Origin of the sequence: Pseudomonas sp. PvP009, from assembly GCF_017832995.1 — a bacterium.
In the GTDB taxonomy this organism is placed as follows: domain Bacteria; phylum Pseudomonadota; class Gammaproteobacteria; order Pseudomonadales; family Pseudomonadaceae; genus Aquipseudomonas; species Aquipseudomonas syringae.
Map to the genome: position 1 here is coordinate 1688026 of NZ_JAFIBG010000001.1, position 26543 is coordinate 1714568.

19 protein-coding genes are annotated in these 26543 nt (G+C 58.4%); 12 read left to right on the forward strand and 7 right to left on the reverse strand.

Annotated features, from left to right (window positions below; all coding sequences use genetic code 11):
* Positions 1-21: 21 nt before the first annotated feature.
* The 5 genes from JOE29_RS07495 (at position 22) to JOE29_RS07515 (ending at position 7179) form a co-directional block, all read left to right on the forward strand.
* Positions 22-1320 carry a sialidase family protein gene (locus JOE29_RS07495; RefSeq protein WP_210079256.1) on the forward strand — a complete coding sequence of 433 codons (1299 nt, stop codon included), beginning with the start codon at positions 22-24 and terminating at the stop codon, positions 1318-1320.
* Entirely contained in the window at positions 1317-1937 is a 621-nt protein-coding gene (locus JOE29_RS07500; protein WP_003314790.1) for a hypothetical protein, read from the forward strand. Before JOE29_RS07495 ends, JOE29_RS07500 begins: the two co-directional genes overlap by 4 nt.
* Before the next feature lie 10 nt (positions 1938-1947).
* Positions 1948-3981 (forward strand): LTA synthase family protein, encoded by a 2034-nt coding sequence (locus JOE29_RS07505; protein ID WP_210079258.1) that lies wholly within the window; start codon positions 1948-1950, stop codon positions 3979-3981.
* A gap of 349 nt (positions 3982-4330) precedes the next feature.
* The gene (locus tag JOE29_RS07510; protein ID WP_044312938.1) at positions 4331-4945 is read left to right on the forward strand and encodes a biliverdin-producing heme oxygenase; all 615 of its coding nucleotides are present in this window, start codon (positions 4331-4333) and stop codon (positions 4943-4945) included.
* Positions 4942-7179 carry an ATP-binding protein gene (locus JOE29_RS07515; protein WP_057406012.1) on the forward strand — a complete coding sequence of 746 codons (2238 nt, stop codon included), beginning with the start codon at positions 4942-4944 and terminating at the stop codon, positions 7177-7179. The genes JOE29_RS07510 and JOE29_RS07515 overlap by 4 nt, the downstream gene beginning before the upstream one ends.
* 47 nt (positions 7180-7226) lie before the next feature.
* Here JOE29_RS07515 and JOE29_RS07520 read toward each other — a convergent pair whose 3' ends face one another.
* The 4 genes from JOE29_RS07520 to pobA all read right to left on the reverse strand — a co-directional run bounded on the left by JOE29_RS07520 (position 7227) and on the right by pobA (position 14341).
* Complete coding sequence (locus JOE29_RS07520; RefSeq protein ID WP_183132307.1) at positions 7227-7919, reverse strand: permease; 693 nt, start codon at positions 7917-7919, stop codon at positions 7227-7229.
* Positions 7916-11308: a toxin VasX gene (locus JOE29_RS07525; protein WP_210079261.1), complete on the reverse strand. Its 3393-nt coding sequence runs from the start codon at positions 11306-11308 to the stop codon at positions 7916-7918. The genes JOE29_RS07520 and JOE29_RS07525 overlap by 4 nt, the downstream gene beginning before the upstream one ends.
* Positions 11309-11615: 307 nt before the next feature.
* Positions 11616-12941 (reverse strand): MFS transporter, encoded by a 1326-nt coding sequence (locus JOE29_RS07530; RefSeq protein ID WP_210079263.1) that lies wholly within the window; start codon positions 12939-12941, stop codon positions 11616-11618.
* Between the two features lie 215 nt (positions 12942-13156).
* Positions 13157-14341: a 4-hydroxybenzoate 3-monooxygenase gene (pobA, locus tag JOE29_RS07535; protein ID WP_210079265.1), complete on the reverse strand. Its 1185-nt coding sequence runs from the start codon at positions 14339-14341 to the stop codon at positions 13157-13159.
* A 153-nt stretch (positions 14342-14494) separates the two neighbouring features.
* On the opposite strand from pobA, the gene JOE29_RS07540 reads away from it, so the two are divergent.
* A complete protein-coding gene (locus tag JOE29_RS07540) occupies positions 14495-15364 on the forward strand; it encodes a helix-turn-helix domain-containing protein (RefSeq protein WP_003422144.1) in 870 nt (289 codons plus the stop codon).
* 51 nt (positions 15365-15415) lie between these two features.
* Here the strand turns inward: JOE29_RS07540 and ppnN are convergent, their stop codons facing one another.
* Complete coding sequence (gene ppnN / locus JOE29_RS07545) at positions 15416-16789, reverse strand: nucleotide 5'-monophosphate nucleosidase PpnN (RefSeq protein ID WP_003391287.1); 1374 nt, start codon at positions 16787-16789, stop codon at positions 15416-15418.
* A 451-nt stretch (positions 16790-17240) separates the two neighbouring features.
* Between ppnN and JOE29_RS07550 the strand changes: the two genes are divergently transcribed.
* The 3 genes from JOE29_RS07550 (at position 17241) to JOE29_RS07560 (ending at position 20608) form a co-directional block, all read left to right on the forward strand.
* Positions 17241-17915: a TIGR04211 family SH3 domain-containing protein gene (locus JOE29_RS07550; RefSeq protein WP_003316760.1), complete on the forward strand. Its 675-nt coding sequence runs from the start codon at positions 17241-17243 to the stop codon at positions 17913-17915.
* Positions 17916-18314: 399 nt separating this feature from the next.
* On the forward strand, positions 18315-19916 hold the full coding sequence (locus tag JOE29_RS07555) for a tetratricopeptide repeat-containing response regulator (RefSeq protein ID WP_210079267.1): 1602 nt from the start codon (positions 18315-18317) through the stop codon (positions 19914-19916).
* Positions 19913-20608, forward strand: a complete 696-nt coding sequence (locus JOE29_RS07560) for an ATP-binding protein (protein WP_003422148.1) — start codon at positions 19913-19915, stop codon at positions 20606-20608. Before JOE29_RS07555 ends, JOE29_RS07560 begins: the two co-directional genes overlap by 4 nt.
* A 63-nt stretch (positions 20609-20671) precedes the next feature.
* On the opposite strand, the gene JOE29_RS07565 is transcribed toward JOE29_RS07560, so the two are convergent.
* Positions 20672-21481, reverse strand: a complete 810-nt coding sequence (locus JOE29_RS07565; RefSeq protein WP_003316764.1) for a hypothetical protein — start codon at positions 21479-21481, stop codon at positions 20672-20674.
* A 392-nt stretch (positions 21482-21873) separates the two neighbouring features.
* Here JOE29_RS07565 and JOE29_RS07570 point away from each other — a divergent pair, with 392 nt between their 5' ends.
* From JOE29_RS07570 to JOE29_RS07580, 3 genes are all read left to right on the forward strand, one after another.
* Positions 21874-22785 (forward strand): methyltransferase domain-containing protein, encoded by a 912-nt coding sequence (locus JOE29_RS07570; protein ID WP_004416963.1) that lies wholly within the window; start codon positions 21874-21876, stop codon positions 22783-22785.
* 202 nt (positions 22786-22987) lie between these two features.
* A complete protein-coding gene (locus tag JOE29_RS07575; RefSeq protein WP_161806260.1) occupies positions 22988-24229 on the forward strand; it encodes a glutamine synthetase family protein in 1242 nt (413 codons plus the stop codon).
* Between the two features lie 54 nt (positions 24230-24283).
* A complete protein-coding gene (locus tag JOE29_RS07580; protein ID WP_210079270.1) occupies positions 24284-25705 on the forward strand; it encodes an MFS transporter in 1422 nt (473 codons plus the stop codon).
* Between the two features lie 67 nt (positions 25706-25772).
* On the opposite strand, the gene JOE29_RS07585 is transcribed toward JOE29_RS07580, so the two are convergent.
* The gene (locus JOE29_RS07585; protein ID WP_003316768.1) at positions 25773-26519 is read right to left on the reverse strand and encodes a flagellar brake protein; all 747 of its coding nucleotides are present in this window, start codon (positions 26517-26519) and stop codon (positions 25773-25775) included.
* Positions 26520-26543 lie beyond the last annotated feature (24 nt).

Consider the following 26543-nt stretch of genomic DNA (forward strand, 5'->3'; position numbering starts at 1 on the left):
TCATTACAGTGATGCCTCCCGATGCGTGTTATTTCCCGAAACCTGGCTGCATGGAGCGCAGGCCTGATTGTTGTGGCGATTTTTCTCAGTGCGTGGCTCAGCCATCCACAGCACCGTATTGCGCCCTTTGCGGTCAGCCCCGCGCCAGTTGGCGCTGAGAGCGTGGCGCCCAAGGCGTCCTATATGTCGCGTTTCGCGTCTTCCGACCTGGACGACTTCGTGCATTCCTCAGCCGTGACGGCGTTGCCCGGCGGCGACCTGATGTCGGTGTGGTTCGCCGGTTCTCGCGAAGGGGCGGGCGACGTTGAAATACGCACCTCGCGCTTCGATGCGGCCAGTGGTGAGTGGGGCGGCGAGCAGGTGCTGGCAACCCGTGAGTCCACCCAGTCGGGGACTGGCAAATACATCCGCAAGCTGGGCAATCCGGTGATCGCCCTGGCTCCGGACAATCGCCTATGGCTGTTCTACGTTTCAGTTTCGGTCGGCGGCTGGGCGGGCAGTACGGTCAACGCCATGGTCTCCAGCGACATGGGCGCCAGCTGGTCGCCGCCATGGCAACTGGTGACAACACCGTTCCTGAACATCAGTACGCTGGTGCGCGGCGCGCCGGTGTTTCATGCCGACGGTTCGATCGGCCTGCCGGTCTATCATGAGTTTCTCGGCAAGTTTGCCGAATACCTGTACCTGAGTGCCGACGGTGAAGTGATCGACAAGTTTCGCATCAGCCGTGGCAATAACTCCCTGCAGCCCACCGTGGTGCCTTTGGATGGGCAGCGCGCCGTGGCCTTGTTGCGCTATGCCGGCGAGACGTTCCACCGTGTGCTGGCCAGCCGCACCGAAGACGGCGGGCAGAGCTGGAGCGAGCCGTATCCGCTGACCCCGAGCAACCCCAATTCTTCGCTGGCTGCGGTTGGTGTGCCGGGCAGGGGGCTGCTGGTGGCGCTCAATGACCTGCGCGAGGGGCGCTTCAAGCTCAGCCTGTACCGTACTGACGAGGAGATGAACGTCTGGCGGCCATTGATGGATTTCGACAAGTCGCCCGATCCGCTGGGCACGCCGTTTACCCTCGAGGCGTACAAGGAGGTGATCGGCGAGGGCTTCCGCAGTTCCAGTGGCGCACTGCGTCAACCGATGGAAGAGGCGTTTCTGAGCAATCTGGACCAACGCGTCTGCTCGCCCCAGGGCTGCGACTTCGAATACGAATACCCGTACTTCATCCGTAGCCCGGACGGCCTGTATCACCTGGTCTACTCATGGAATAACACCTTCATCAAGCATGTCAGCTTCAACGAGGCCTGGCTGGCGGAGCAACTTTTATGATCGCTTTGGGATTGGCTCATCTGGCGTTTGCCTGGACCCTGTTTGTACTGTTGGCGCCGCTGACCGCATCGTTATGGTGGCGCTGCGGCCTGCTGGCCGCCGTCTCGCTATTGAGTGTGATCTCGATCGACGGGCTGTCGATGGCGTCCTATGCCCGCAGCCTGACCGATGACCTGGCCATCAGCAGCCTGGTGCTGCTGGGCTGGCTGACCCTGCAGCGACTGGGTGTGCTCAAGCCACTGGCCGTGTCCAGGCGCGCGGTGGTGTTGCTGGTGTTTGCTGCGCTGGCACTGACCCTGTACCCGGCTACGCTGGGCCTGACGTATTTCGATCCGTACCGCTGGGGTTACAACCCGCGGCCAATGATCATGATTGTCGCTGTCATCGCGCTGGGGCTGGTCTTTATGCGCAATGCGCTGGCCGCGGTGATGCTCAGCGCTGCGACGCTGGCCTTCACTTTCCGCATCAAGCCATCGGAGAATTATTGGGATTACCTGATCGATCCGCTGCTTGGCCTTTACTGTTGTGGGGCATTGCTGATCCTGGCTGTCCGTTTTGTTTATCGCCGGGCAATGGAGACGCGCCGTCCGGCCGCTCTGTCTGTCGGCAATGTCTAGAGGAATGACGATGAGTTGGTTGCAATCGCGACGCCTGCATTATTGGCTGGGCGCGGTCATGGTGGTGTTCCTGCTGTCGGCGTTGCTGAGGGGTGTGTTCTTCTTCGGGTTTTCCGGCATCGAGCCGGGCACGCTGTTCACGCATGGCGAGGTCGCACAGACGCTGGGCATCGGTCTGCGCTTCGACTTGCGCCTGGCGCTGCTGATACTGCTGCCTATCGCGGTGCTGCTCTGGTTGCCGGGCTGGAACCTGATCAGCGTGCGTGCCTTGCGCTGGCTGGCGCGAGGCTATCTGATCGTGGCGCTGGCGATCCTGACGATGATTTACATCGTCGATTTCGGCCATTACGCCTATCTCGGCGTCAGGCTCAACGCCAGCGTGCTACGCTATCTGGAGGATGCGCAGATTTCCCGGGACATGCTCTGGCAGACCTATCCGGTGTTGTGGATCACTGTCGGCTGGCTGCTCACGGTCGCGGTGCTCGGCTGGGTATTGATCAGGCTTGAACGTGTCACCCTGGACCGTGAGGCCAGGCCGATCAAACGCGGGTCCGTGGTCTGGGGTTCGGCCCTGATGGTCTGTGCAACCTTTCTCGGCCTGTTGGGCCGGGTCGAGAATCTCAATCTGGAAAACCCGGTACCGTTGCGCTGGAGCGATGCGTTCTTCTCCGGCAACAGTCAGGTGGCGGCGCTGGGGCTCAATCCGGCGTTGTTCCTGTACGACACGCTCAAGGTCTCGCAGTTGAACTTCGATGAACCCCAGGTGCGCAAGCACTATGAACAGGTCGCGCGTTATCTGGGCGTCCCCCAGCCAGACGTGCAGGGGTTGAGTTTCAAGCGTCACCAGACCGTGCAGCCTTACCGGCTGCCGGGCGAGCGGCCGCCGAATGTCATGTTCGTCATGCTCGAATCGCTGGGCACCAGTGCCGTCGGCGCCTACGGCAACCCGCTGAACCCGACGCCGAACCTGGACCATCTGGCCACCCAAAGCTGGTTCTTCAAGCACTTTTACGTGCCGGTTACCGGCACTGCGAAAACGGTCTGGGCGAGCATCACCGGGGTGCCCGACGTGACACGGCAGGAAACCGCCACGCGTCACCCGCTGCTCACACGGCAAAACACCATCATCAACGACTTCAAAGGGTACGAGAAGCTGTACATGATTGGCGGCAATTCCGGCTGGGCCAACATGAACGCCCTGATCCGTCGCAGTATCGATGACGTACGTCTCTACGACGAGCGCGACTGGAAGTCACCGCAGGTAGATGTCTGGGGGATTTCCGACCTTGATCTGTTCAAGGAGAGCGACCGGATCCTGCGTGCGTTGCCAGCCGACAAACCGTTCTTTGCCTACGTGCAGACCGCGGGCAATCATCGGCCGTTTACCATTCCACAGGACAACGACGGTTTTCAGGTCAGTGACAAGACCGTGGAGCAGGTCCAGGCCGCCGGTTCGCGCAGCGTGGAGCAGTACAACGCCGTGCGCCTGCTGGATTTCAACATCGGACGGTTAATGGAACTGGCCAAGGCGGGCGGTTACTACGAAAACACCATCTTCGTGCTGTTTGGCGATCACAACACGCGCATCAGCCAGATCCCGCACATGGCGCCGGCGTTCGAGCAACTGGGCCTGGAGAGCAACAACGTCCCGCTGTTGATTCACGCCCCCGGCCTGCTGGGCACACGGGTCGTCGAAGAAGCGGTCGGCCTCGCCGATCTGTTGCCGACACTGGCGGGGATGGCCGGTATGGACTTCACCAGCGGCACCATGGGCCGTGACATTCAGCAAGCGGCTCCAGAAGGTGAGCGTGTGGTGCCGCTGGTACTGCGCGAAGGTACGTTCCCGCTGATCGGCGGTGTCACGCGCAACTACCTGCTGCAAATGGAGCACGACGGCAGTTCGCCAACGCTCCACGACCTGTCTTCCCCCACGCCGCTGGACAACGTTGCCGAACAGAACCCGCAAGAGTTTGAACGGCTGCGCGACCTGACCCGCGGCCTGCATGAAACCTCGCGAATGATGCTGTACCAGAACGTGCGTTGACAGAGCGAGCCAGCTTTATTCAGGGGGGCACGTGAGCCGCCGATCGAGTCGGTGGCTTACGAGAGGATGGCATCATTATCGGATGATGTTAAAGTGCTTGCCTGCGCGAACCGCACACGCGCCGAACGCGTATGGGCTGGGTTTCGACTATCGTCGTTAGTTGAGCGCGTATTTTGCGGGCAGTTGCAAACCGTCGTCTTGTAACGCTGACTGTTTTTCTTTGTGGACAGTGGTATTTCATCGTAAACCTAGGAAATACCTGTCAGATTTTGCTCTGAATCTGTATTTTGGCGGCCTGTTTTCGCTCGGATGCGTTTTCTGCCCATTGCACACTCAAGAGCCTTCCTGGATGCCGGCAAGTTTTTCATCTGTTACCCCGCCGAAACTGCTTGATGCACTGCGTGCTGAGACGAGTCAGTTGCACGTCAGGCTTGAAAAACGCATGCCATTTTTTTCATCCGCTCTGGATCACGCTCTTTACCTCCGTCTGCTTCAGGCTTACTACGGTTTTTATGCACCGCTTGAAGCGATACTGCATGCCAGTGCCTTGATACCTGCGGAGCTTATCCCGCTCGAGAGGGTCAAAACCCCTGTGTTGGTCGAGGATCTGCGTGCGTTGGGGCTGTCCGACCATGACATTGGCCAATTGCCTCGCTGCGAACAGTTACCCGCTGTTGATTCTCCCGGGGCATGTATGGGGGTGATGTATGTGCTGGAAGGGGCGACATTGGGCGGGCAAGTGTTGCGACGCGAAATAAACAAGCGTCTGGGGCTGGATGAACAAAGTGGAACGGCCTTTCTCGATGTGTACGGTGCCCTTACCGGACCTCGCTGGAAGGCGTTTCTTAATCACCTGGATGAAGTACCCCGAGAAGTTGCTTTTACTGATGCCGCCGCCTCTGCAGCGCACTCCACATTTGCATGTTTCGAGCACTGGCTCGAGGGTCAAGAGGTACTGTTATGAGCCAACTCGACAAAGACGCCTTTGAAGTCCTTCTGGCCAATTGTGCAGATGAGCCCATTCAGTTTCCCGGTGCCATTCAACCCCATGGTCTGCTGTTCACACTGACAGAGCCCGATCTGAAAATCCTGCAAGTCAGTGCCAACGTCAAGGCTGTGCTGGGCCATGTGCCCGAGCAGGTGCTCGGCAAGGGGCTGGACTGTGTGCTGGGCGCTGGCTGGGCCGACGTGATCCGAAGCGCCAGTGCTCATGATTCGTTCATCGACGCGCAACGCCTGCTGATGTCCATCAACGGCATTGAGTTCGAAGCCTTGCTGCACCGCCATCAGGGCGTTCTGGTTCTGGAGCTCGAAATTCAGGGCAAGGATGCGCAGTCGGTCAGTTATTCCGAGCGCACCGGCAACATTGGGCGCATGTTGCGCCAACTGCACGCCGCGACTGATCTGCAGACCCTGTATGAAGTCAGCGTTCGCGAGATCCAGAAAATGACCGGTTACGACCGGGTGCTGATCTACCGTTTCGAAGAAGAAGGCCATGGTCAGGTGATCGCCGAAGCCTCGGCGCCAAGCATGGAGCTCTTCAACGGGTTGTTCTTCCCGGCATCGGACATTCCCGAGCAGGCGCGCGAACTCTATCGCCGCAACTGGCTGCGCATTATTCCCGATGCCGATTACACCCCGGTGCCCCTGGTGCCTCAACTGCGCCCGGACACTCAGCAGCAGCTTGACCTGAGTTTTTCGACGTTGCGCAGTGTTTCACCGATCCACTGCCAGTACATGAAGAACATGGGCGTGCTGTCATCCATGAGTGTGTCGCTGATTCAAGGCGGCAAGTTGTGGGGATTGATCAGTTGCGGCAACCGCACGCCGCTGTACGTGTCCCACGAACTGCGCAGTGCCTGCCAGGCGATAGGCCAGGTTCTGTCGCTGCAGATCAGCGCCATGGAAGCGCTGGAAATAAGCCGTCAGCGAGAGGCGAAGGTCAGGGCGCTCGAGCAATTGAATCTGGCCATGGCCGGGTCCGAAGAAAACGTCTTCGATGGCCTGGCGCAGCAACCACAGTTGTTGATGGATATGGTGGGCGCAACCGGCGTCGCCATCATCGAAGACCGGCAAACGCATTGTTTCGGCATCTGCCCTGAGCCGTCCGACATACGTTCGCTGCATGCGTGGATGATCGCTGGTGGCGAACCAGTGTATGCCAGTCATCATCTATCCAGTGTCTACGCGCCTGCCGAGGCTTATCAGCCAATCGCCAGCGGCGTGTTGGCGATGAGCCTGCCAAAGCCGGTCGACAACGGTGTTATCTGGTTTCGTCCCGAGGTCAAGGAAACGGTCCAGTGGAGCGGTAATCCGAAAAAACCACTGGATATGGAGAGCTCGGCAGGCGGCATGCGTCTTCGGCCGCGCACCTCGTTTGAGATCTGGAAGGTCGAGATGACCGGGATCGCTACGAAGTGGAGCTATGGCGACGTGTTCGCTGCCAATGACCTGCGCCGCTCCGCCCTGGAAAACGACCTTGCCCGTCAGGTGCGCAGGGAGCAACAGGCTGTTCGCGCCCGCGACGAGCTGGTAGCGGTTGTTTCCCATGACTTGCGTAACCCGATGACGGTCATTTCCATGCTCTGCGGAATGATGCAGAAATCGTTCAGCTCCGATGGGCCGCACACGTCGCGACGCATTTCCACGGCAATCGATACCATGCAGCAAGCGGCCAGCCGCATGAATGTATTGCTGGAAGACCTGCTCGACACCTCGAAAATCGAAGCAGGCCGTTACACGATTACGCCGCAGCCGCTGGAAGTCAGCCAGATATTCGAGGAGGCCTATACCTTGCTGGCCCCGCTGGCGATGGATAAATCCGTCGAAATTTCCTTCAACGCCGAGCCGGATATCAAGGTCAATGCTGACCCGGAGCGCCTGTTTCAGGTGCTGTCCAACCTGGTTGGCAACGCTATCAAATTCACCCCGAAACTGGGCAAGATCGACGTGTCAGCCATGTCCAACGGCTCTGAAATCGTGTTCACCGTGAGGGACTCCGGCGAGGGTATCCCTCCCGAGCAGTTGCCGCATATCTTCGAACGCTACTGGACCGTCAAGGAAGGCAACCCGACCGGCACCGGCCTGGGCCTTTACATCTCCCAGGGCATCGTCAAGGCTCATGGTGGAGAACTGGTAGCGCAAAGCCGGGTGGGCGAGGGCAGCGAGTTCCGCTTCACGGTGCCCATGGCAGTTTGATCGCTTTCTCAGGCTTGCAGTGAGTTTCAACTCAAGCCTGAGTCGCATCAGCCCTGATACCAGTTGGTAGCCTTTTCGATGTATTCAACCTTTGCTGGAAGTACCTCGCGCAGGAAGGCGAGGTACTTGTCCATCAACGCTTTGCTGGGAAAGCGTGCGGCGAAGCCGGTGGTGACATCTTCGCAATGGATGATGACCATCAGGCGTTTGTGATCGACCGTGACGAATTCGTGCAGTGCCCAAGGGGCGGTTTGTCGATGGTGGACAGGGTTTTCCCAGTTCAGCAGTTTGATGGCGGCGATGAAAGCCATCGCCACCGGGCCGACCAGAAAGAGCAACGATCCGGTCAGGACGGCGACGAGTCCGAATACCAGCATGACGAAAATGGCGATGCCCTTGAAGAAGCTTGAGGCGAAGTCGGGGTAGTGGAGGTAATACTCGACCGTGGCTCCATCGGTTTTCAGGGTGTAGTTGAAGATGGTTTTTTGGCGGATGAGCAGGCCTACGAAATAGGCAAGAATGCCGGCGAGCGCTAATACAGTGCCCACTAATGAGTAGAGGCTATCTGAAAACATTATCCAGCCTACCCACATGTAAAGGGTGCATCCTGTTAGGTAGACTGCGATAAATATGGACTGAGTTATCATCATTTCTCTGGGCGATCTCGCAAGTGTTTTGATTTTCCAGTTCAGAACATCTCTACCGTGTGGGAAAGTTGGGGTTTTTTCTTTTTGAGTCATAATGGCGTGCCCTCTGCGACTTCGAGAGTCAGCGTACCTGCCCTGTTTGATGTCTTCACTTCAAGTTCCACAGCAGCCAGTCCGTCAATAGCGGTATCGCCTTTTGGGCTAAGCTGCATCTGAAACAGATAGCTTCTATCTTCTTCGCCAGGGTCTAAAAGACTGGCCGGGTACCAGATTTGCAGCTCAAGATATGTTGCGTCCTTGTCCAGTGGCACCCAGGTTTCCCAGATGAGGTCTTCATTGTCTGGTGGCATGAGAGGATAGGTGAAGTCTTCACTCGCCTTGCCAAGAGGCGTGTTGGTTAGCTTCCCGAACTGTTCGGCTTTCCTGAATTGCCCGCGGTCCAGAAAAGTTTGATGCAGCGGGTCGTCTATTTTTTCTACAGGTAGCACTCCCCATGGTCGCTTGCTGCTGACGATGTTGAAGTGCACGGACTGCCCGCGTATCAGATTTGGCAAGTGCACTTGTACTCCAGCGCCATTTTGTACCGCTACACTGTAGTGATCTCCTTTTCCTAGATAACGGTTTTCATAATATACGGTGCTTTTTACATAAACTTGCGGAGATAATTTAATTTCCATAAGCGCGCGAACTTCTTCATGCTCACCTTGGGCAGTCTCAGCGTAGCGATAGTCCAGGGTTCTGGACCAACAGCACTTGCGTAGCCACCAGCCAACACTGTCTTGTTTGAAATAATTCAGGGTCATCGTAGTGAAAAGATAAATAGAGCCTATTATGAGTAGCGCCACACTAAACCAGGAACTCATCGCAACAGTCGCGAATGCACTGGCAGGCGATAATCCTCCCATCAATTGAAAAGTTGAGCCCACTCCCATTGTGAACACAGAAATGCCTTTTACAATGATTACGTTCTTTTCTTCTGGTGTTTTTGCTGCGTAAAAGTCATCTGCAACATCAAATATTTCAAGCGTAACTGCCGCGAGTCCAAACCCACCCATTGCCACCATTGAAACTCTAAACCCCCTTATCGCATCCCCCCAAACCGCATTGCCCCGTGCTTTCCAGTAAGCCGCCGATTTATCGAGAATGCCTATGTTATATCCGCCAACAGAAAGGGGCGTCGCATCCCTGATAACCGCCCAAGGCGCTTCAACAAACACCGCCATCAACAAGTTAAAGCTATACCCCAACCCATACGTCACCTTGCCGATGTCCTTGGCACTAAAGTCTCCATCCCGAGTAAGGTCGCGATAAGTGAAGGCGGTGTTGATGAAGTTGAGCATGATCACGCCCCAGGTAATCGAACCGGCAATCCCTCCCAGTCCATCGAGCCAGCGCCTGGCGGTGCCCAGCCATTCTTTGGTGATGGCTTTGCCGGACTGGAAGTGCAGGCGAATCTCGTCCTGCAATTGCTTGGCGTATTGGTTGTTCTGATAGTCGAGCAGGGAGGGCATGCTCAGTTCGTGCAGGCGAAGTTCTTGCTCGAGCGCGCGCAGGTGGCTGGCGATGCTTTTGCGAGGGTTGTAAGCGGTGGGATAGAGCCAACTGCGGCGGGTGTCGCTGATCTGCTTGTTGAGTACCCGCCACTCACTGATCCAGCTTTTCAGCTTCGTAAACATTTTCTGATCGATCGCAATACGTGCCTTCGAATCGAGCAGGATCTGACCGATCAGCAGTGTGCGAATCAGCACAACGATGTTCTGCTGCTTGCCCACCGCCAGGCGGCTGTCGATGGGCACCCAGGCCAGCAGGATACTTTCGAACGTCGCTTTGCCTGCGTTGCTGGCCAGTTGGCCGAGGGCTTTGAAGGTGTCCTGAACAGGTTGTTTCAGCGCCTTCATCCACGGCTTGTCGGCAAAGCCCTGGTGATTGAGCGTGCCGTTGAGTTCGCCGATGCGGGTGGCCAGGTTGGTGATGTCGCCAAGGCCGTTCAGCAGCGCGTTGGCCTCCTGATGCAGCGCGTGCTTGAGCGCCGGTGAGAAGCCGTAGCGCAAGGTGCCAAACAGGCTGCTGTCGTTGGCTTCCTGCTCGGCGAGCCAGGCGCTGGCGGCGTTGTCCTGAGCGTAAATGATCTGCAGGTTGAGCATGACTGTTTGCAGATACAGCAGGCTTTCTGGGTGGGTGGTGTCGACAAACAGCTTGAGCGGTTCTGTGCCCAGATGGGTCGACCACTGCCGAAAGTCGCTTTGCGTGTCACGCACCTGTTGCAGCAGTGTGTCGCCGGTTGGCAGGTGCTGCTGAAGGTACTGACGCGCGCCGCTCAGATCGACCTCGCGCCGCCATTTTTGGCGATCTTTCCAGGCTTGCAGGGCGTCGTCGGAGGGCGCGCTGCCGTAACGCATTTCAATCGATCTGCGCATCTCCGGGCTTTTGAAAATATCCGGCAGCAACAGCACGCCACCGGGAGCCGTGTTGTTGCCGATCTGCTCTTGTTCAAACATGCATTGTTCAAAATAGGCTTCGACGTCGCTCAGGTACTGATGGGTGAGCGCGGCATTGCCGCGCACCGATGCCGGCAGTTTCTCCGGCTCGCTTTCAGCGCCACATAGCGTGGTGACGGTCTGGGCGATCTGGAGCTTGTGTTCGTGCTCGGCTTGCCAGTTGCGGTAAGCGGCTTGATCGGCGGCCAGTTGCATGCCCAGATCATTGAAAATGGCCAGCGGGTCATCAAGGGCAATGAGCAGAGAGCTGTTCTGATGTTCAACACTGCCTTGCCAGAAAACGTCAGCGCCGATTGGCGAAAACAGCGGCTGGTTTTCTTCGCTGGAGGACTCGTGTGTAGGAATCGCTGAGTCTGCAAACCGGTTATCTTCAACCGCATGCTCCTTGTCGATGTCCGCCACCGCCTCGGCGATACGGTTCAACGGCAGGGTATGCGGCTCGGCCATGGTCATGCAGTAGCGTATCAGATCCAGCATTTTCATCCATGACGTGCGGCTTGCCGGATTGGAGCGCAGGTGTTCGCAAATTCGCCAGGTCCACTGCTGCGCTGAAAAGGCGATGCGCAGCAGGTTGTTTCGCGGATAGAGCAGAAAAGGCTTGGCGTCGCTGCCGCCACTGCGCTGGTCACTGCCAAGCTGCGCATCGGTCCAGACAATATGGCTCAGGTTGCCGCTGGCGGCTGACACCGCGTATTCGTGCAACGTCTCTGCCGTTTCGTCATAGACATACACGTAGCCGTCATACAGCTGGCGAAGGGTATAGCTGCGTGTTTTCAACTTCGGCATCACCGCCCAGCGGCTGCCCTTGAGTAGCGGTTTCAGCTTCTGGGGAGCGGTATCGTAGCGGGAGCGGTCCAGCGCATAGCGCACCGGCACGATAGCCACGTCAGGTCCTCGGAAGGGACACAGGCTGGTGGCCGTGGCGGGAGTTTTGGCGAACGTTGCAGCACGTCGTTGTGTATGGGTGCCGGATTTGTCGGTCATGCATGGAATCTCTGCGCAGAAACGGGCGATATCGCCCGCTGTATGCAGAAGTGCATTCCAAGATATGTGCCGACTGTCTATTTATCTATGTAAAACAAATAGATAGAGATTTAAAGCAAAGACATCGAGCAAAAAAAACGTGAAATAGTGCGCAAACGTCTGCGCACATGCGCCGACTCATTCCTGTGTGCTGCAGCGTTTTAAATACAAGCCTTGGTCAGTTTTATGCGGGTATCGGGTGCGCAAAAATCTGCGCATCCCGCTTCATGCCAAATACGCAGGATCACGCTGTCTTCGGCCATGGCGATCAGGCGGGGCCTGCCACCTTGACCGCTGACGAACGACTGACCCGCAATGCCACCAGGCTACCAACGATGGTCAGCGCGGCCAGTGCGTACAGCGCCAGGGTAGTCGAGCCGGTTTGATCCTTGATCCAGCCCACCAGGTAAGGGCTGAGAAAGCCTGCCATCTGCCCAATCGAGTTGATCAGCGCCAGCCCGCCTGCGGCAACGCTGGCGCTCAGCAGGGCGGTCGGCAATGGCCAGAACATCGGCAGGCTGGTCAGCGCACCCATGGTCGCGATAGTCAGTCCGATGATGGCAACGATGGGCAGCGTCGCGAAGTTGGCGGCAATGATCAGGCCGTTCGCGCCCATCAGCATCGGGACCACCAGATGCCAGCGCCGCTCATTGCGCAGGTCGGCAGAGCGGCCGACCAACAGCATGAACACGCCCGCCATCAGGTACGGCACGGCGCTGATCCAGCCGATCACCAGTGCATCGCTGAAACCGAGGTTCTTGATGATCGACGGCAGCCAGAAATTGATCGCGTAGACGCCGCTTTGAATGCAGAAGTAGATAAAGCCCAGAATCCATATGAACGGCATGCTCAGCACTGAAGCCACCGAGCTTTTGCCGTGTACCGGACGGCTCAGTTCATCGTTGGTGATATCGGTCTTGACCCGCTGACGCTGCTCGGGCGTCAGCCAGCGGGCATCCTCGACCTTGTCGCACAGCAGAACGAAGGCCAGCGCACCCAGCGCCACTGTCGGCAAGCCCTGAATCAGGAACATCCATTGCCAGCCGGCCATGCCGCCCTGGCCCGCAGCGAAATGATTGAGAATCCATCCGGAAAACGGGCCGCCCAGCAGTCCGGAGACCGGAATGGCCGACATGAACAGTGCCATGATCCGTCCGCGACGCTGGTTCGGATACCAGCGCGAGAGGTACAGCACGATGCCGGGGAAGAAGCCGGCCTCTGCCATACCGGTCAGAAAGCGCAGCACGTAGAACTCGACCGGCGTGGTGACGAACAGCAGGCAGGTCGAGAAGATTCCCCAGGTAATCATCATCAGACCGATCCAGCGACGCGGCCCGAAGCGGTTCAGCGCCAGATTGCTGGGCAGGCCACACAGCACGTAGCCAATGAAGAAGATACCGGCACCGAGGCCATAAACCGTCTCGCTGAAATTCAGGGCATCGAGCATCTGCAGTTTGGCGAAGCCGACGTTCACGCGGTCGAGGTAATTGAACAGGTAACAAATGAAGATAAACGGGATAAGGCGCAGGGTGATGCGACGGTAGACAAGATTGCCTTCAGCGTCGCCCACCTCGTGGGTCGAAACGGGTGTCATGGCGGGTGTTCCTCTGTGCTTGTTGTTTTTATATAGCCCGATAGCTATTGGATGCACGCTTGATCATAGGTGGCCGGTGACGAAAACGCTTTGGGGGTTTGCACGGCGGCAGGGGGCATGCGTTGTGTGATTGCACAACGCAGGTACGCGGGGGAGGTTATGGCTTGTCGCCAACGTCAGTACGCAACGAACATCACAGCGCCGGGGCCAACGCTCTACTCGACCGCCTCATACGGCAAGCCCACGTAGTTCTCGGCAATGGTCCTGCGCCCGGCTTCCGAGCCGACGTAGTAGTCCAGTTCGGTCTGCTGGATGCGCTGGCTGAAGGCGTCGGTATCGGGGAAGTTATGCAGCACCGACGTCATCCACCAGGAGAAACGCTCGGCTTTCCACACCCGGCGCAGGCAGATTTGTGAGTACTTTTCCAGCAAGTCAGTGCGGCCTTCCTGGTACACCTTGAGCAGGATGCGGTATAGCGTGCTGACATCGCTGGCCGCCAGGTTCAGCCCCTTGGCACCGGTCGGCGGGACGATGTGCGCGGCGTCGCCGAGCAGGAACAGGCGACCGTACTGCATGGGTTCAACCACAAAGCTGCGCAGCGGCGCGATGCTTTTCTCGATGGACGGCCCGGTGACCAGACGCTCCGCCAGATGCTCGGGCAGGCGGGATTTGAGTTCCTCCCAGAAGCGCTCGTCCGACCAGTCTTCGACCTTCTCGTCGGCACTGACTTGCACGTAATAGCGGGTGCGAATGGCCGAGCGCATGCTGCACAAGGCAAAGCCGCGCGGGTGATTGGCGTAGACAAGCTCTTCGTTGACCGGCGGCGTATCGGCCAGTACGCCGAGCCAGCCGAACGGATAGACGCGTTCGAATACCTTGAGGGCGTCAGCGGGAATCGATTGCCGTGACACCCCGTGAAAGCCGTCACAGCCGGCAATGTAATCGCAGTCCAGGCGCACGGTCTCGCCGTCTTTCACGAACGTCAGGTACGGACTATTGCTCTTGAGGTCATGCGCTTTGACGTCCGCGGCGTCATAGATCGTCATTGCACCGGTCGCGGCGCGCGCGGCCATCAGGTCGCGGGTGACTTCGGTCTGGCCGTAGACCATCACCGTCCTGCCATTGGCAAGACTCTTCAGGTCGATGCGCTCGCAGCGACCGGCGAACGCCAGCTCGAAACCGTCATGGATCATGCCCTCTGCGTCCATGCGTTCACTGACGCCCGCTTCACGCAACAGGTCGGTCATACCTTGTTCCAGAACGCCTGCGCGGATGCGCGAAAGGATGTAATCGGGGGCCTTGCGCTCGACGATGACGTTGTCGATGCCGGCACGCTGCAGCAGTTGGCCCAGCAGCAGCCCGGAAGGGCCTGAACCGATAATGGCAACCTTGGTCTTCATGGCGATAGTCCTGTCTTTTGATCCCTGCCAGGTTTAGCCAGCGGGACGTGTTTGTTTTTGTCTCCTGCATTTTTAATGGATGCTGTCTGGATAAGAAGGCAATATCCGCTGCATTATCTGGACTTTTCGAGGGTCCGGACGAGAGAGGACGACATGGCCAGACCTGCTACAGCAGCGATACCGGTGTTCAAGCTCTACGGAGAAACCACGGCCTGGCCCACCCCGGACCTGATCCATTGCGAGTCGATCCCCGAGCGCAGCAGGATTCACGAATGGGAGATCAAGCCGCATCGGCATGGGGATCTGGTCCAGCTGCTTTACGTGCAGTCGGGCAAGGCGATGCTCAAGGTCGAGGACCGGGTCAGCGAGGTCGAGATGCCTGCGCTGCAAGTCGTTCCCGCACTGAGCGTGCACACCTTCAGGTTTTCCAGAGATATTCAGGGCCATATTCTCAGCCTGGCCAGACCCTTGGTGGAGCAACTCGAGGCTGCGCTCGACGTCTCTGCCCTCAGCGCTTCCCGCTGCTATGTGCTCGGGGCAGACAGCGATTATGTGGACACGCTGTTCAATGCCATTGCCGATGAATACCGGCAGCCCAGAGCGGGCCGCGATCTGATGCTGCACTCGCTGGTCAATGTGCTGGCGGTATGGCTCAGCCGGCGCAGCAGCGAGCATGCCGGCGAAGAGACTCATGCGATGGATCGCGGCCGCGAGCATTTGCAGGTATTCATGCATCAACTGGAGGCGAGTTTTCGCGAGCACTGGTCGATCGACCAGCATGCTCAGGCGATGGGTATCAGCGCCGCGCATTTGAATGCACTGTGTCGGCGGCTGTGCAATCAGTCGGCCTTGCAGATCATCAGTGAGCGCTTGTTGCTGGAGGCCAAGCGCAACCTGATCTACACCACCCTGACCATCAATCAGGTGTCAGACAGCCTGGGTTTTTCCGAGCCTGCGTATTTTTCGCGCTTCTTCAAGCGCGCTACCGGGCAGTCGCCCAAGGCCTTTCGCCAGCAGAAATAGAAACGGGGTGCTCAAGAGCACCCCGTCGGCTTGCAGCATGCCGTTATGCGGTCAGGTCACGACCTGGTAGCACGGCACGTACGCCGCGCCGCCTGGCAGCTTCATGCGGTGCTGATCGACGAAGGCCTGCAACAACTTGTCCAGCGGGCCCATGATCGATGGGTCGCCGTGGATCTGATAAGGACCATGCTGCTCGATCAGACGAATGCCCTTGTCCTTGACGTTGCCGGCGACGATGCCGGAAAACGCCCGGCGCAGGTTGGCGGCCAGTTCGTGAGTCGGCACATCGTGGTTCAGTTGCAGTCTGGACATGTTCTCGTGGGTCGGATCGAAAGGGTGCTGGAAGCTTTCCTCGATCTTCAGCAGCCAGTTGAAGTGAAACGCGTCGTTACGCTCGCGGCGGAACTGCTTCACTTCCTTCAGGCCCTGCGTCATCTGCCGGGCAACGTCTGCCGGGTTGTCGATGATGATCTGATAGTGACGCTGCGCCTCTTCACCCAGCGTGGCACCGACAAACGCGTGCAACTGCTGCAGGTACGGTTCGGTGTTTTTCGGGCCGGTCAGGATCACCGGGAACGGCACATCCTTGTTGTCCGGATGCATCAGAATACCCAGCAGATACAGGAACTCTTCGGCAGTGCCCGCGCCGCCAGGGAAAATGATAATGCCGTGGCCGACGCGCACGAACGCTTCGAGGCGTTTTTCGATGTCCGGCAGGATGACCAGCTCATTGACGATCGGGTTGGGCGCTTCGGCGGCGATGATGCCCGGTTCGGTCAGGCCCAGGTAGCGACCGCCGACGATGCGCTGCTTGGCGTGCGCGATGGTTGCGCCTTTCATCGGGCCTTTCATCACGCCGGGGCCGCAGCCGGTGCAGATATCCAGGCTGCGCAGGCCCAGCTCGTGGCCGACTTTCTTGGTGTATTTGTATTCTTCGGTATTGATCGAATGGCCGCCCCAGCACACCACCATCTTCGGCTCGACACCGGCACGCAGGGTACGAGCGTTGCGCAGCAGGTGGAACACGTAGTCGGTGATGCCCTGGGAATTGCTCAGGTCGATGCGCTGGCTGTCCAGCTCGCTTTCGGTATAAACGATGTCGCGCAAGGCGCTGAACAGCATTTCGCGGGTGCTGGCGATCATCTCGCCGTCGACGAATGCATCGGCAGGCGCGTTGAGCAGCTCCAGGCGAACGCCGCGGTCCTGTTGATGGATGCGGACTTCAAAACTCTCGTACGCTTCAAGAATGGTCTTGGCGTTATCGACGTGGGCGCCGGTATTGAGAATGGCCAGGGCGCACTGGCGAAACAGGGTATAGGTGCTGCCTGAACCGGCCGCGCTGAGCTGCTGCACTTCACGTTGGGACAGGGTTTCAAGGCTGCCTTTCGGGCTTACGGTGGCGTTAATCACTTGTCTTGGGATCATTCTATTTTCCATTAGAGCGATGCAGTCGAGCATCAGGATGGCGAATATCGAGAACATTCGCCCCTGTGGAGCCTTTTCTACAGCACTTGGCCGGGAAAGCAAACGCCGGACCGCAGACGTCCCCTGTTTGAGCCGTTGTGCGTCATCGCAGGATTGAATCGGCAGGCGAATTCTTTTGAAAGCAGGCACTTGCTTCGCTGACCGTGCGGCTGAATTTTGACGCGGACAACGGGCAATAGTGAACCTGACCCCTTTAACGGAGTCTGTTAGCTGATGGACTTTCTGGACGGCCTGCATGAAAGGGATCATCAGGTGCTTTTTCAACGCGCCTGACAGGCAGACATTCCGTCCGGGCAGGAGTTGCAAAACCGTTGATCACTTGCCGCTCCCATCCTTAGCCGGCCCGTTAAACGAGGCTTTATTTTCATTTCAGATAAAGATAATTATCGCCATGTCTCGTCATTTTTCCGCACTTCTTTCCCGAGCCCCTGGCCTGTTCGCCGTTTCGCGTCGCTTGCTCGGCGCAGGCCTGGTTGGCGCTGCATTGACCGTTGTCATGCCTGGCAGCGCACAGGCCGCAGGCAGCGATCGCTGGGTCAGCGACAGCCTCACCACCTATGTACGCAGCGGACCAACCGATGATCACCGGATTGTGGGGACGCTGAAATCCGGGCAGAAGGTCGAGCTGCTCAGCGCTTCGGGCAAGTTCAGCCAGGTGCGTGGCGAAGGCGGTTCCACGGTGTGGATTCCGAGCAGCGACTTGCAGGAAGTCCCTGGTCAGGCCGAGCGTGTGCCACAACTGACTCAGCAGGTCGCCGATCTGACCGAGCAACTGGCGGGCATCGACAATACCTGGAAGACCCGCGTGCAGGGCATGCAGGAAACGCTGGACGCGCGCAAGAAGCTGGTCGATGAACTGGAGGCGCGCACCAAGACCCTTAACGATCAACTGGCCGACTCTCAGGCTGAATTGCGTGCGACTCAGGCGCGACTTGGCGATGAGAACAAGCAGGTGATGATGCGTTACATGGTCTACGGCGGCAGCATTGCCGGTGCCGGCTTGCTGGTCGGCCTGATCCTCCCGGCGTTGACCAAGGGCCGCAAGAAGAACGACGGCTGGGTGTAAACCGCCTGGACCACCTCACATGCCAGCGCCCCGCGCTGGCATGCTGTCCACCACGTTGTGCGTTATATCGAGTGCGCAGCCGATGTGTGACGGACCTCTCCGAAAATGCCTTTCCCCTGCCGCAATCACGACCCAGCCCACACTCTTTATGTCTGCCTGGCATAGGGTTCGTGTGCGAAGTTGATGTTCGTTCTACAGTTTCTGCGTGGATGGTCGAAAAACTGAGTGTTGCCCTCAACCTCGCGCTTTGATGCGCGGGAAGGGGTCATGGCAAGTTGTGTTATGGCTCTTTGCCATCAGTTATTATGTGCGTCCTGAAAAATGGGCTGCCGAGTCGGGTCTGAATGATGTTCAGGCCGCGGATCTCATATTTTCACCCTCTCCTGTGCAGGAATCCGGATGCTGGCGTACAACCAAAAAAGCTTTCTTATCGTTGATGATTTCTCTGACTTTCGCAGTTCAGTGAGATCGATGCTGCGTGAACTGGGCGTCAAGGAAGTGGACACCGCCGACTCCGGCGAGCAGGCTCTGCGCATGTGCTCGCAAAAGCGTTATGACTTCGTGCTGCACGATTTCAACCTGGGTGATGGCCGCAAGAACGGCCAGCAGGTGCTGGAAGACCTGATGATCGAGCGCCTGCTGAGTTACGAAAGCGTATTCATCATGGTCACTGCCGAAAACAGTCAGGCGATGGTCATGAGTGCGCTCGAGTGGGAGCCGGATGGTTACCTGACCAAGCCGTTCAACCGCGCCGGGCTGGCCCAGCGGCTGGAAAAGCTGGTGCAGCGCAAGACCTTGCTCAAGCCGATTCTGCAGGCCCTCGACCGTCGCAAACCGGCCGAGGTGCTGGCCGCGTGTGACAATCTGATCGAGCAGGACCCGCGTTATGCGCCGTTGTGCCTGCGCTACAAGGCCGATGCCTTGCGTGACCTGAAGCAGAACGAGCCCCTGGAAGCGTTCCTCAAGACCATTCTGGCTGATCGGGCCACGCCGTGGGCCTACGGTGCATTGGGCAGCCTGCTGCTCAAGCGCGGCAAGACCGCCGAGGCGCAGGCTATCTACGAACAGGCAATCAAGGCATTTCCGACCATGCCTGCGCTGTTCGATGGCCTGGCTGATGTGCTGGTCGCGCTTGGCGATGGCAAGCGCGCGCAGTCTGTGCTGGAAAGCGCAGTGCGCCTGTCGCCGCTGGCGGTGCGTCGGCAGAAGCTGCTGGGCAAGCTGGCATTGGGCAACGATGACTTCGAAAGTGCCTCCAAGGCCTATCGCCAGGCCGTCTCCCAAGGTCAGCATTCGCGTTTCAAGGATCCGGAAACCAACCTGGGGTTGGCGCATGCGTTGATCAGCAAGGGTGGTGATCAGGGGCTCGATGCGCGCACCCGCGTCGAGATCAACAACGCCCTCGTCGACGTTGCCAAGGAGCATGGCGACGACCAGGGTCTGCAAGTGCGCACCCGGCTGATGAAGGCGGCCAGCCTGCAGCATTCGGACCCGGAAGCCGCAGCCAAGCTCACCGAGCAGGCGATGGCCAGGCTGGATGGCATGGAGCAGGTGCTCAGTGCCGACGCCGCACTGATGGTGGCTGCGCAACTGAAGAAGCTCGGTCAGGAAGAGGCCGGTGCCGGCGTCTTGAAGAGTTGTGCGGGAGCCTATGGCGACGATCCAGCGGTGATGAAAAGCATCGCCAGCATGACCGATGATCCGGCGATTCTGGGGGCCAGCAAGGCGGCTGTCGATTTCAACCTGCAAGGCGTGCGCAGTTACAAGGCTGGCAACCTCACCGAAGCACAGGCGTTTTTCCGCAGTGCGCTTGGCTTGCAGCCAAAGAACATCAGTATTGCGCTGAACATGGTGCAGTCGCTGCTTCACCCTGGCCAGAATCTGGGCCAGGCCGGAATTGACGAGTGTCGGGCCAGCCTGACCATGCTTGGCAAGATCCCGGAAAGCGATCCACGCTATGAGCGCTACCATAAACTCAGGGAGAGGGCGTTTAGCGCATGAATGAAGAGACAGAGCAGGGCCTCGATTTTTCCATGGTGATCGCCTCCACGGTGCACGACATGAAGAACTCGCTGGCGACCCTGACCCAGGCACACAGCCAGTGGCAGGCGAAGCTTTCGGTCCAGCAGCGCGACACGTCCGAGCATGGCATCATCGACTATGAATTTGCCAACCTCAACGGCATGCTCGTGCAGTTGCTCGGCCTCTACAAGCTGGGTGTCAACCAGATGCCATTGCGTCCGGACTACCACGAACTGGACGATTTCATCGAAGCGCAACTCGCCCATCACCAGGACGTACTGGCCAGCCGCGGGATTGCCGCGCGTCATGCGATCGACGTGGCGAGTCCCCTTGGCTTTTTCGACCGCGAACTGATCGGCTCGGTGGTGGGCAATATCATCGTCAACGCCATCGGTTTTGCCCGCGAGCAGATCGTTGTCAGTGTCGGCGATGAAGGCGGGCAGCTGAAAATCACCATCAATGACGACGGCCCCGGCTACCCGGCGTATCTGATCGAGCGCCAGACCGACTATGTGCAGGGCATCAACCAGGGCAGCGGCAGTACCGGCCTGGGCTTGTACTTCGCTGCACACATTGCCCGGCTGCATGTACGCAACGGCATGCGCGGGCGCATTGAAATCGCCAACGGCGGCGTGCTGGGCGGGGCGATGTTCAGTATGACCCTGCCCTGAGGCAGCGGTCTTGCAACGAGTACCCCGCAACGCCTTGTCAGGATTGCGGGGCGGGCTCGGCGCTTAGATATTCAATCCGAAGTTCTGTTTGATGCTGTTCAGGCTGTCCATCAGCTCCTGATCAGACGCCAACGGATGTCTGACTGGTTCGCAGCCGTGCTTGAGCGTGAAGTGTTCAATGGCTGCGAGGGCGTTTTTGCGGTGCAGGGTATCGGACGAAATCGTTGAGCCCTCGAGCGTCCAGGGCTCGTCCCCCAGATACAGCTGCGAATTATCGATGTCGGCGAAAAACCAGAAAGGTGGGTGCATGTTCTGGTTGATGATGGCCAGTGTGTGATCGACGTGTTCAAAGGCGTTGTGATACGTCTCGTCCATCAGGCCGGCGGCTTCCAGGCTACGTCTGGAATAGTAGGAAAACGCACCGACGCAATGGCGGTACAAGGGCAGGTTGATGCCATTGCCGTAGTCAATCCGGTACACCGCGTTGGCCTCGCCGGACGGCGTCTTGTTCATCAGACCATGCTGGCTGTAATTGAGGTGCTGAATGCCGGTCAGCGTCGAGGTCAGAATATAAAGCTCGAACACTTCCGGGCTTTTTATATAGATGTCGTCTTCGATCAGGAACAGGTGTTCACACCCGGCGTCCATGAGTCGCGACAAAGCTCTGTTCTTGGATTTTCCAACGCCGAGGTTGGTTTCGTTGTTGAAGAAAACCTCGCTGTCATACGCGGAAAACTCCGGGTACACCTCGCCGTCATTGATGATGACAACGCAGTCGATGATCTCGGCAGGCAGGGAATCGTAAAGCTTTTTCAGCAGCGCAGGACGGTTGTAGGTGACGATGCCGCAGCCAACCTTTTGACCATTGATCATGGTGATCCTCTGTTCTCTCGGGCGTTAGGCTCTGTACGAAAAGTGGCTGCGCTCGGTGATGCTTCGTTAAAAACAGGCTCGGAATGCTCATTTACAACACGTAGAGTCGAACGCGACCCCGGCCGTTCCTCGCCTGTTTTTGCCTTGCCTGACCTTCGCTCGCCGACTTTTCGTACAGAGCCTAGCGTGATTGTTGTTGATTGGCGTCGCAGCGTGGCGGGCAGTTCAAGCCCGCGCTGACGTAAATCGATGTATGTACGCGGTGGATTGCAATATTTACGCCAATTGCTGGCACGCCAAAGGCCTGGAGCGGTGCTGGTTAAAGTTTTAGCGGACACCGCCGAAATCGTTGAAAGGCTGTATTCGATATCACGATGAGCGGTGGGTGGGTGATGCTGTTAGCTAAAAAGTACTGCCAGGGGCACGGTATAGAGTTGGGCGCCGCGGCTCACAACGCGTTCAATCTTGCCCATTGCCTGAACGTTGCGCCGTGCAACGGTGTGGATTTTCTGCACCCTCGCGACATGGAAGACTATCAGCAGTACTTCGTCGAGCAGATGAAAGTGTCGGGCGATGTTTCGAAGGTCGACATGCTGGGCGATTTTCAATGCATCCATACGGCAGACTCGTCGGTTGACTATCTGATCAGTTCGCACGTCATCGAGCACGTCCCCAACCTGCTTTCTGCCTACGTCGAATCCTTCCGAGTGCTGAAGAACGGCGGGGTATTTTTCTGCATCTTTCCCAAGCGCACCGCAGCCAAGACTGATCGGGCGCGTCGTTTGACGACGCTGGCGCAGATGATCGAGGACTATGAAAACAAGGTCGACATGACCACCGTCACTGAAGGCGAATGGCGCGGTCACTATCAGGTTTTTTCCCTGCAAAGCATGCTCCGTGCGGTCAATTACGTTAACTCGTCAGGCCTGGGTTGCTGGTACATCGAGTGCGTCGAAGAAACCGATTCGAAAGTAGGCAACGGCCACACCGTCGTGCTGCGCAAAGTGGAGGGCTTGTCTGCCGAAAAGTGGCAGGACGTCGGCGACTTCAACACGCAGTTCAACCAATTGTTGATGGCGGGCAAGCTCGAGAACGCGCTGACGCTGACCAAGATTATGCTGTCATTCAATTTTTTCGATGCCACCAGGCTGCACCTCGCCGGTGCCCTGAGTCGTCAATTGGGTAATGTGGCCGAAGGCGTCGAATTCCTGCGCCAGGCCCTCGTGGTCGACCCGGAAAACGAAGACTACCGAAAAGAGTTCATCGAAGTGACCGGGACACCTTTCCATAACCCGGTTCTCTGACGCGTTGAGCGGCAGGCCGACAGCCTGAAGCGCGGTGCTTGAAGATTGCAGTCTGAAGGTTGAAGCTTGGCGTTTGCTGCTCAACTAAAAGGACTGACCCATGACACGCAATGACCCCCATTCGCAGCAAGAAATGCTGATGGGCATTGATGAAGTGGAGTGTGTAACCCCGGATTTGAACGGTGTGCCGCGCGGCAAGGTGATGACGGCTGAAGGTTTTCTCGAAGGCCGCCGTTTGCAGCTGGCGCGCGGCGTGTTGCTGCAATGCATCATGGGCGGCTATCCGCCGGCGCGCTTTTACGGCAGTGATGACGGCGATCTGGCGCTGATCAGTGATCCACAGCAGCTCCACCGTCTGCCCTGGAGCACGTCGCCGCGTGCCCTGGCCATTTGTGATGCGCATGACCTCGATGGCCAGCCCTGCATGCTCTCCACCCGTAATCAGCTCAAGGCGGTTATCGCCCGTTACGCTGCGCAGGACCTGGTGCCAGTGGTGGCCACCGAACTCGAGTTTTTTGTTTTTGCGCCCAATCCTGAGCCGCTTTATCCGTTTGAGCCACCGACAGGGCTGGACGGGCGATGCGAACAGGGGCACTCGGCATTCAGTGTCAGCTCCAACAACGGCTTGCGGCCTTTTTTTGCCGAGGTGTATGCCTGTATGGCCGCGCTGGGCCTGCCGCGTGACACCGTGATGCACGAGATGGGGGTCAGCCAGTTCGAGATCAACCTGCTGCATGGCGATCCGCTGCTGCTGGCCGATCAGACTTTTCTGTTCAAGCACTTGCTCAAGGAGGTTGCGCTCAAGCACGGGCTCATCGTGGTGTGCATGGCCAAACCGCTGGCCCATACGGCGGGCAGTTCGATGCATATTCATCAGAGCGTGGTGGCAGCAGAGACCGCAGTGAACGTCTTCAGTGATGCGCAGGGTGAGCCGACAGACGCGTTTCGTCATTTTATTGCTGGCCAGCAAGCCTGCATGGCGGACTTCACCGCGCTGTTCGCGCCCAATGTGAATTCCTACCAGCGCCTGTGCCATCCTTATGCGTCACCCAATAACGCCTGCTGGTCCTACGACAATCGTGCTGCCGGATTACGCATTCCGTCGAGTGCAGCGGCGGCCAGAAGGGTGGAAAATCGTCTGCCGGGCGCTGACGCCAATCCTTATCTGGCTATTGCCGCAAGTCTGGCGGCCGGGCTGCATGGCATCGAGCAACGACTGCAACCGACGCCGCCGCTGCAGGGCGAACTGGAGGTGCCGGAAGAATTGTTATTGCCGTGTACCTTGCACGCTGCTCTGGAGCGTCTGAAAAGCAGTCAGTTGGCCAAGGAACTGTTTGGTCATGAATTCATCGAAGGCTACATCGCGTCGAAGACCCTGGAACTGACCAGTTTTTTTGACGAGATAACCCCCTGGGAACGGCGCGTGCTGGCTGCTCAGGTTTAAGAATCGCAGTGTCGGGCTCGCCCAGTCGGGCGACTCCCTATTTTTGGAAAGTTGATGCGCCAAATCTGGAAGTCCTTTCGAGCGCTTTATTTTGCCTCGTTGATGATGTTGATCGGCTCGGGTCTGCTGAGCACTTATCTGGCCCTGCGCCTGGCCGCCGATCAGGTTGACAGCCTGTGGGTGGGTGCGTTGATGGCTGCCAACTATTTCGGTCTGGTACTGGGCGGCAAGATCGGTCACCGCCTGATCGGCCGTGTCGGGCATATTCGCGCCTACGCCACTTGTGCCGGCATCGTCGGTGCGGCAGTGCTCGGGCATGGCCTGATCAGCTGGTTGCCAGCCTGGCTGGTGCTGAGGGTGATCGTCGGTCTGGGTATGATGTGCCAATACATGGTCATCGAGAGCTGGCTGAACGAGCAGGCGGCTGCCAAACAGCGCGGCATGGTCTTCAGCGGCTACATGATTGCGTCCTACCTGGGGTTGGTGCTGGGTCAGTTGGTGCTGGTGGTTCACCCGCAACTGGGGCCTGAGCTGCTGATGCTGGTGGCGATGTGTTTCGCTCTGTGTCTGGTGCCCGTCGCCATGACCCGGGCGATTCACCCGGCACCGCTGCATCCGGCGCCACTGGAGCCGCGCTTCTTCATGAAGCGTGTGCCGCAGTCGCTGACGGCGGTACTGGGCGCCGGTCTGATCATCGGTTCGTTCTATGGTCTGGCACCGGTCTACGCCGCCGAGCAGGGTCTGTCCACCGAGCAGGTCGGTCTGTTCATGGGCTGCTGCATTCTGGCCGGTTTTCTGGTGCAGTGGCCGTTGGGCCTGCTGTCCGACCGCTATGACCGCTCCGTACTGATGCGTATCTTTGCCGCCGCGTTGGTGGTGGCGTCGTTACCGCTGGCGGTGTTCCCCAGCGTGCCGGTCGAGGTGCTGTTCGGTGTCGGTTTTCTGGCTTCGCTGATGCAGTTCTGCCTTTATCCGCTGGCAGTGGCCTTCGCCAATGACCACGTCGAGGCCGAGCGCCGAGTGTCGCTGACGGCCATGTTGCTCATGACCTACGGCATCGGCGCCAGTATCGGTCCGCTGGCTGCGGGTGTGGTGATGAAGCTGTTTGGCGGGCACATGCTGTATGCGTTCGTGTGTGGCGCTGGTGTGATTCTGGTACTGCTGATCAGGCCAAAGGCGGTCACTCACCTGCACCAGGTCGAAAACGCACCGCTGCACCACGTTGCGATGCCGGACAGTATGTCCAGTTCGCCACTGGTGGTTGCACTTGACCCGCGTGTCGACGAGCAGGTGGTTCAGGAACAGATGCAGGCAACCGTTGAGCCAGAGCCGGAGCCGGATTCCGAGGTCGCGTCCGAAGCAGAGGTCGATACGGAAAGCGAGGTTCTGGTTCAGGCCGAGCCGGCTGCCGAGGCGGAAACGGCTGAAGCCGATGAGCATGAACGCGAGCGTGAAAGCGAGACCTGGAAGGCCTGACGAGTAGCGCAGGGCAGTGCACGATTGCGGCAGCAATGCCGCAATCGTTGGGCGATTCAGATGAGTGTCAGAAGTCGTCGTCTTTGTCGAAGCGTCGTGCTTCGCGCTGTAACTGATAGACGAAACGTTCGACCTGACGCTGCACCAGCCCACTCATGTTGTGGAAGCGCACGCCGGCAAAGGTAGTGTTGATTCTTTCTTCGAAATGCAGATGGCGTAACTCGACAGGCGCTGTCATGGCGCCGAAAGGCAGCTTGGCAACGAAGCGTTCGTATACCTGGCCCAATTGCATGCGATCGGACACGTCGCCCTCGAAGCGCAACTTGCAACCGGTAGCAGAAATATCCAGCAGCTTGCCGGCCAGCGTAAATTTCAGGCGGTCACCGCCGATTTCGACGTCGACCAGTTGCGCCAGCTTCAGCGCGGCCCGGAATGCGTTGCGGCGCTGGTGATAAACCACTTCCTCAGGCATCGGGCCGCGGTACATGCGTTGACCGTCGGTGCTGAGGATGTCCATTTGCGCAGTACTTTCCCAGGCAATCCGCACGCCGTCGTGAAAGCCTTCGACACGGAAGGATTCGCCGTTGCTCAGAAAGCGTTCGCCATCGCGGGGGATCATTTCGTCGAGGGCCATGACGTTGTTGTCGCGGTCGACTTCAAGCATATAGCTCTGAAAGCGCTGGGGGCGCTCATGAAAGGTAATGATCAGAGGATCATGACTCTCGAGTAGCAGCCGCAGGTTAGCGGCAATTTCCAAAGGTGTATTGAGAACCTTCGGGGGCTGCGGAGCATCGTCCGCGCTTGAGCCATTCACGTTCTTGAATCTCCAGGCAAAATA

What these genes read in the sequence shown, in the direction of transcription:
- JOE29_RS07495 (WP_210079256.1), top strand. Translation starts at nt 22, where the DNA reads ATGCGTGTTATTTCCCGAAACCTGGCTGCATGGAGCGCAGGCCTGATT.
- JOE29_RS07500 (WP_003314790.1), top strand. Translation starts at nt 1,317, where the DNA reads ATGATCGCTTTGGGATTGGCTCATCTGGCGTTTGCCTGGACCCTGTTT.
- JOE29_RS07505 (WP_210079258.1), top strand. Translation starts at nt 1,948, where the DNA reads ATGAGTTGGTTGCAATCGCGACGCCTGCATTATTGGCTGGGCGCGGTC.
- JOE29_RS07510 (WP_044312938.1), top strand. Translation starts at nt 4,331, where the DNA reads ATGCCGGCAAGTTTTTCATCTGTTACCCCGCCGAAACTGCTTGATGCA.
- JOE29_RS07515 (WP_057406012.1), top strand. Translation starts at nt 4,942, where the DNA reads ATGAGCCAACTCGACAAAGACGCCTTTGAAGTCCTTCTGGCCAATTGT.
- JOE29_RS07520 (WP_183132307.1), bottom strand. Translation starts at nt 7,919, where the DNA reads ATGACTCAAAAAGAAAAAACCCCAACTTTCCCACACGGTAGAGATGTT.
- JOE29_RS07525 (WP_210079261.1), bottom strand. Translation starts at nt 11,308, where the DNA reads ATGACCGACAAATCCGGCACCCATACACAACGACGTGCTGCAACGTTC.
- JOE29_RS07530 (WP_210079263.1), bottom strand. Translation starts at nt 12,941, where the DNA reads ATGACACCCGTTTCGACCCACGAGGTGGGCGACGCTGAAGGCAATCTT.
- pobA (WP_210079265.1), bottom strand. Translation starts at nt 14,341, where the DNA reads ATGAAGACCAAGGTTGCCATTATCGGTTCAGGCCCTTCCGGGCTGCTG.
- JOE29_RS07540 (WP_003422144.1), top strand. Translation starts at nt 14,495, where the DNA reads ATGGCCAGACCTGCTACAGCAGCGATACCGGTGTTCAAGCTCTACGGA.
- ppnN (WP_003391287.1), bottom strand. Translation starts at nt 16,789, where the DNA reads ATGATCCCAAGACAAGTGATTAACGCCACCGTAAGCCCGAAAGGCAGC.
- JOE29_RS07550 (WP_003316760.1), top strand. Translation starts at nt 17,241, where the DNA reads ATGTCTCGTCATTTTTCCGCACTTCTTTCCCGAGCCCCTGGCCTGTTC.
- JOE29_RS07555 (WP_210079267.1), top strand. Translation starts at nt 18,315, where the DNA reads ATGCTGGCGTACAACCAAAAAAGCTTTCTTATCGTTGATGATTTCTCT.
- JOE29_RS07560 (WP_003422148.1), top strand. Translation starts at nt 19,913, where the DNA reads ATGAATGAAGAGACAGAGCAGGGCCTCGATTTTTCCATGGTGATCGCC.
- JOE29_RS07565 (WP_003316764.1), bottom strand. Translation starts at nt 21,481, where the DNA reads ATGATCAATGGTCAAAAGGTTGGCTGCGGCATCGTCACCTACAACCGT.
- JOE29_RS07570 (WP_004416963.1), top strand. Translation starts at nt 21,874, where the DNA reads ATGCTGTTAGCTAAAAAGTACTGCCAGGGGCACGGTATAGAGTTGGGC.
- JOE29_RS07575 (WP_161806260.1), top strand. Translation starts at nt 22,988, where the DNA reads ATGACGGCTGAAGGTTTTCTCGAAGGCCGCCGTTTGCAGCTGGCGCGC.
- JOE29_RS07580 (WP_210079270.1), top strand. Translation starts at nt 24,284, where the DNA reads ATGCGCCAAATCTGGAAGTCCTTTCGAGCGCTTTATTTTGCCTCGTTG.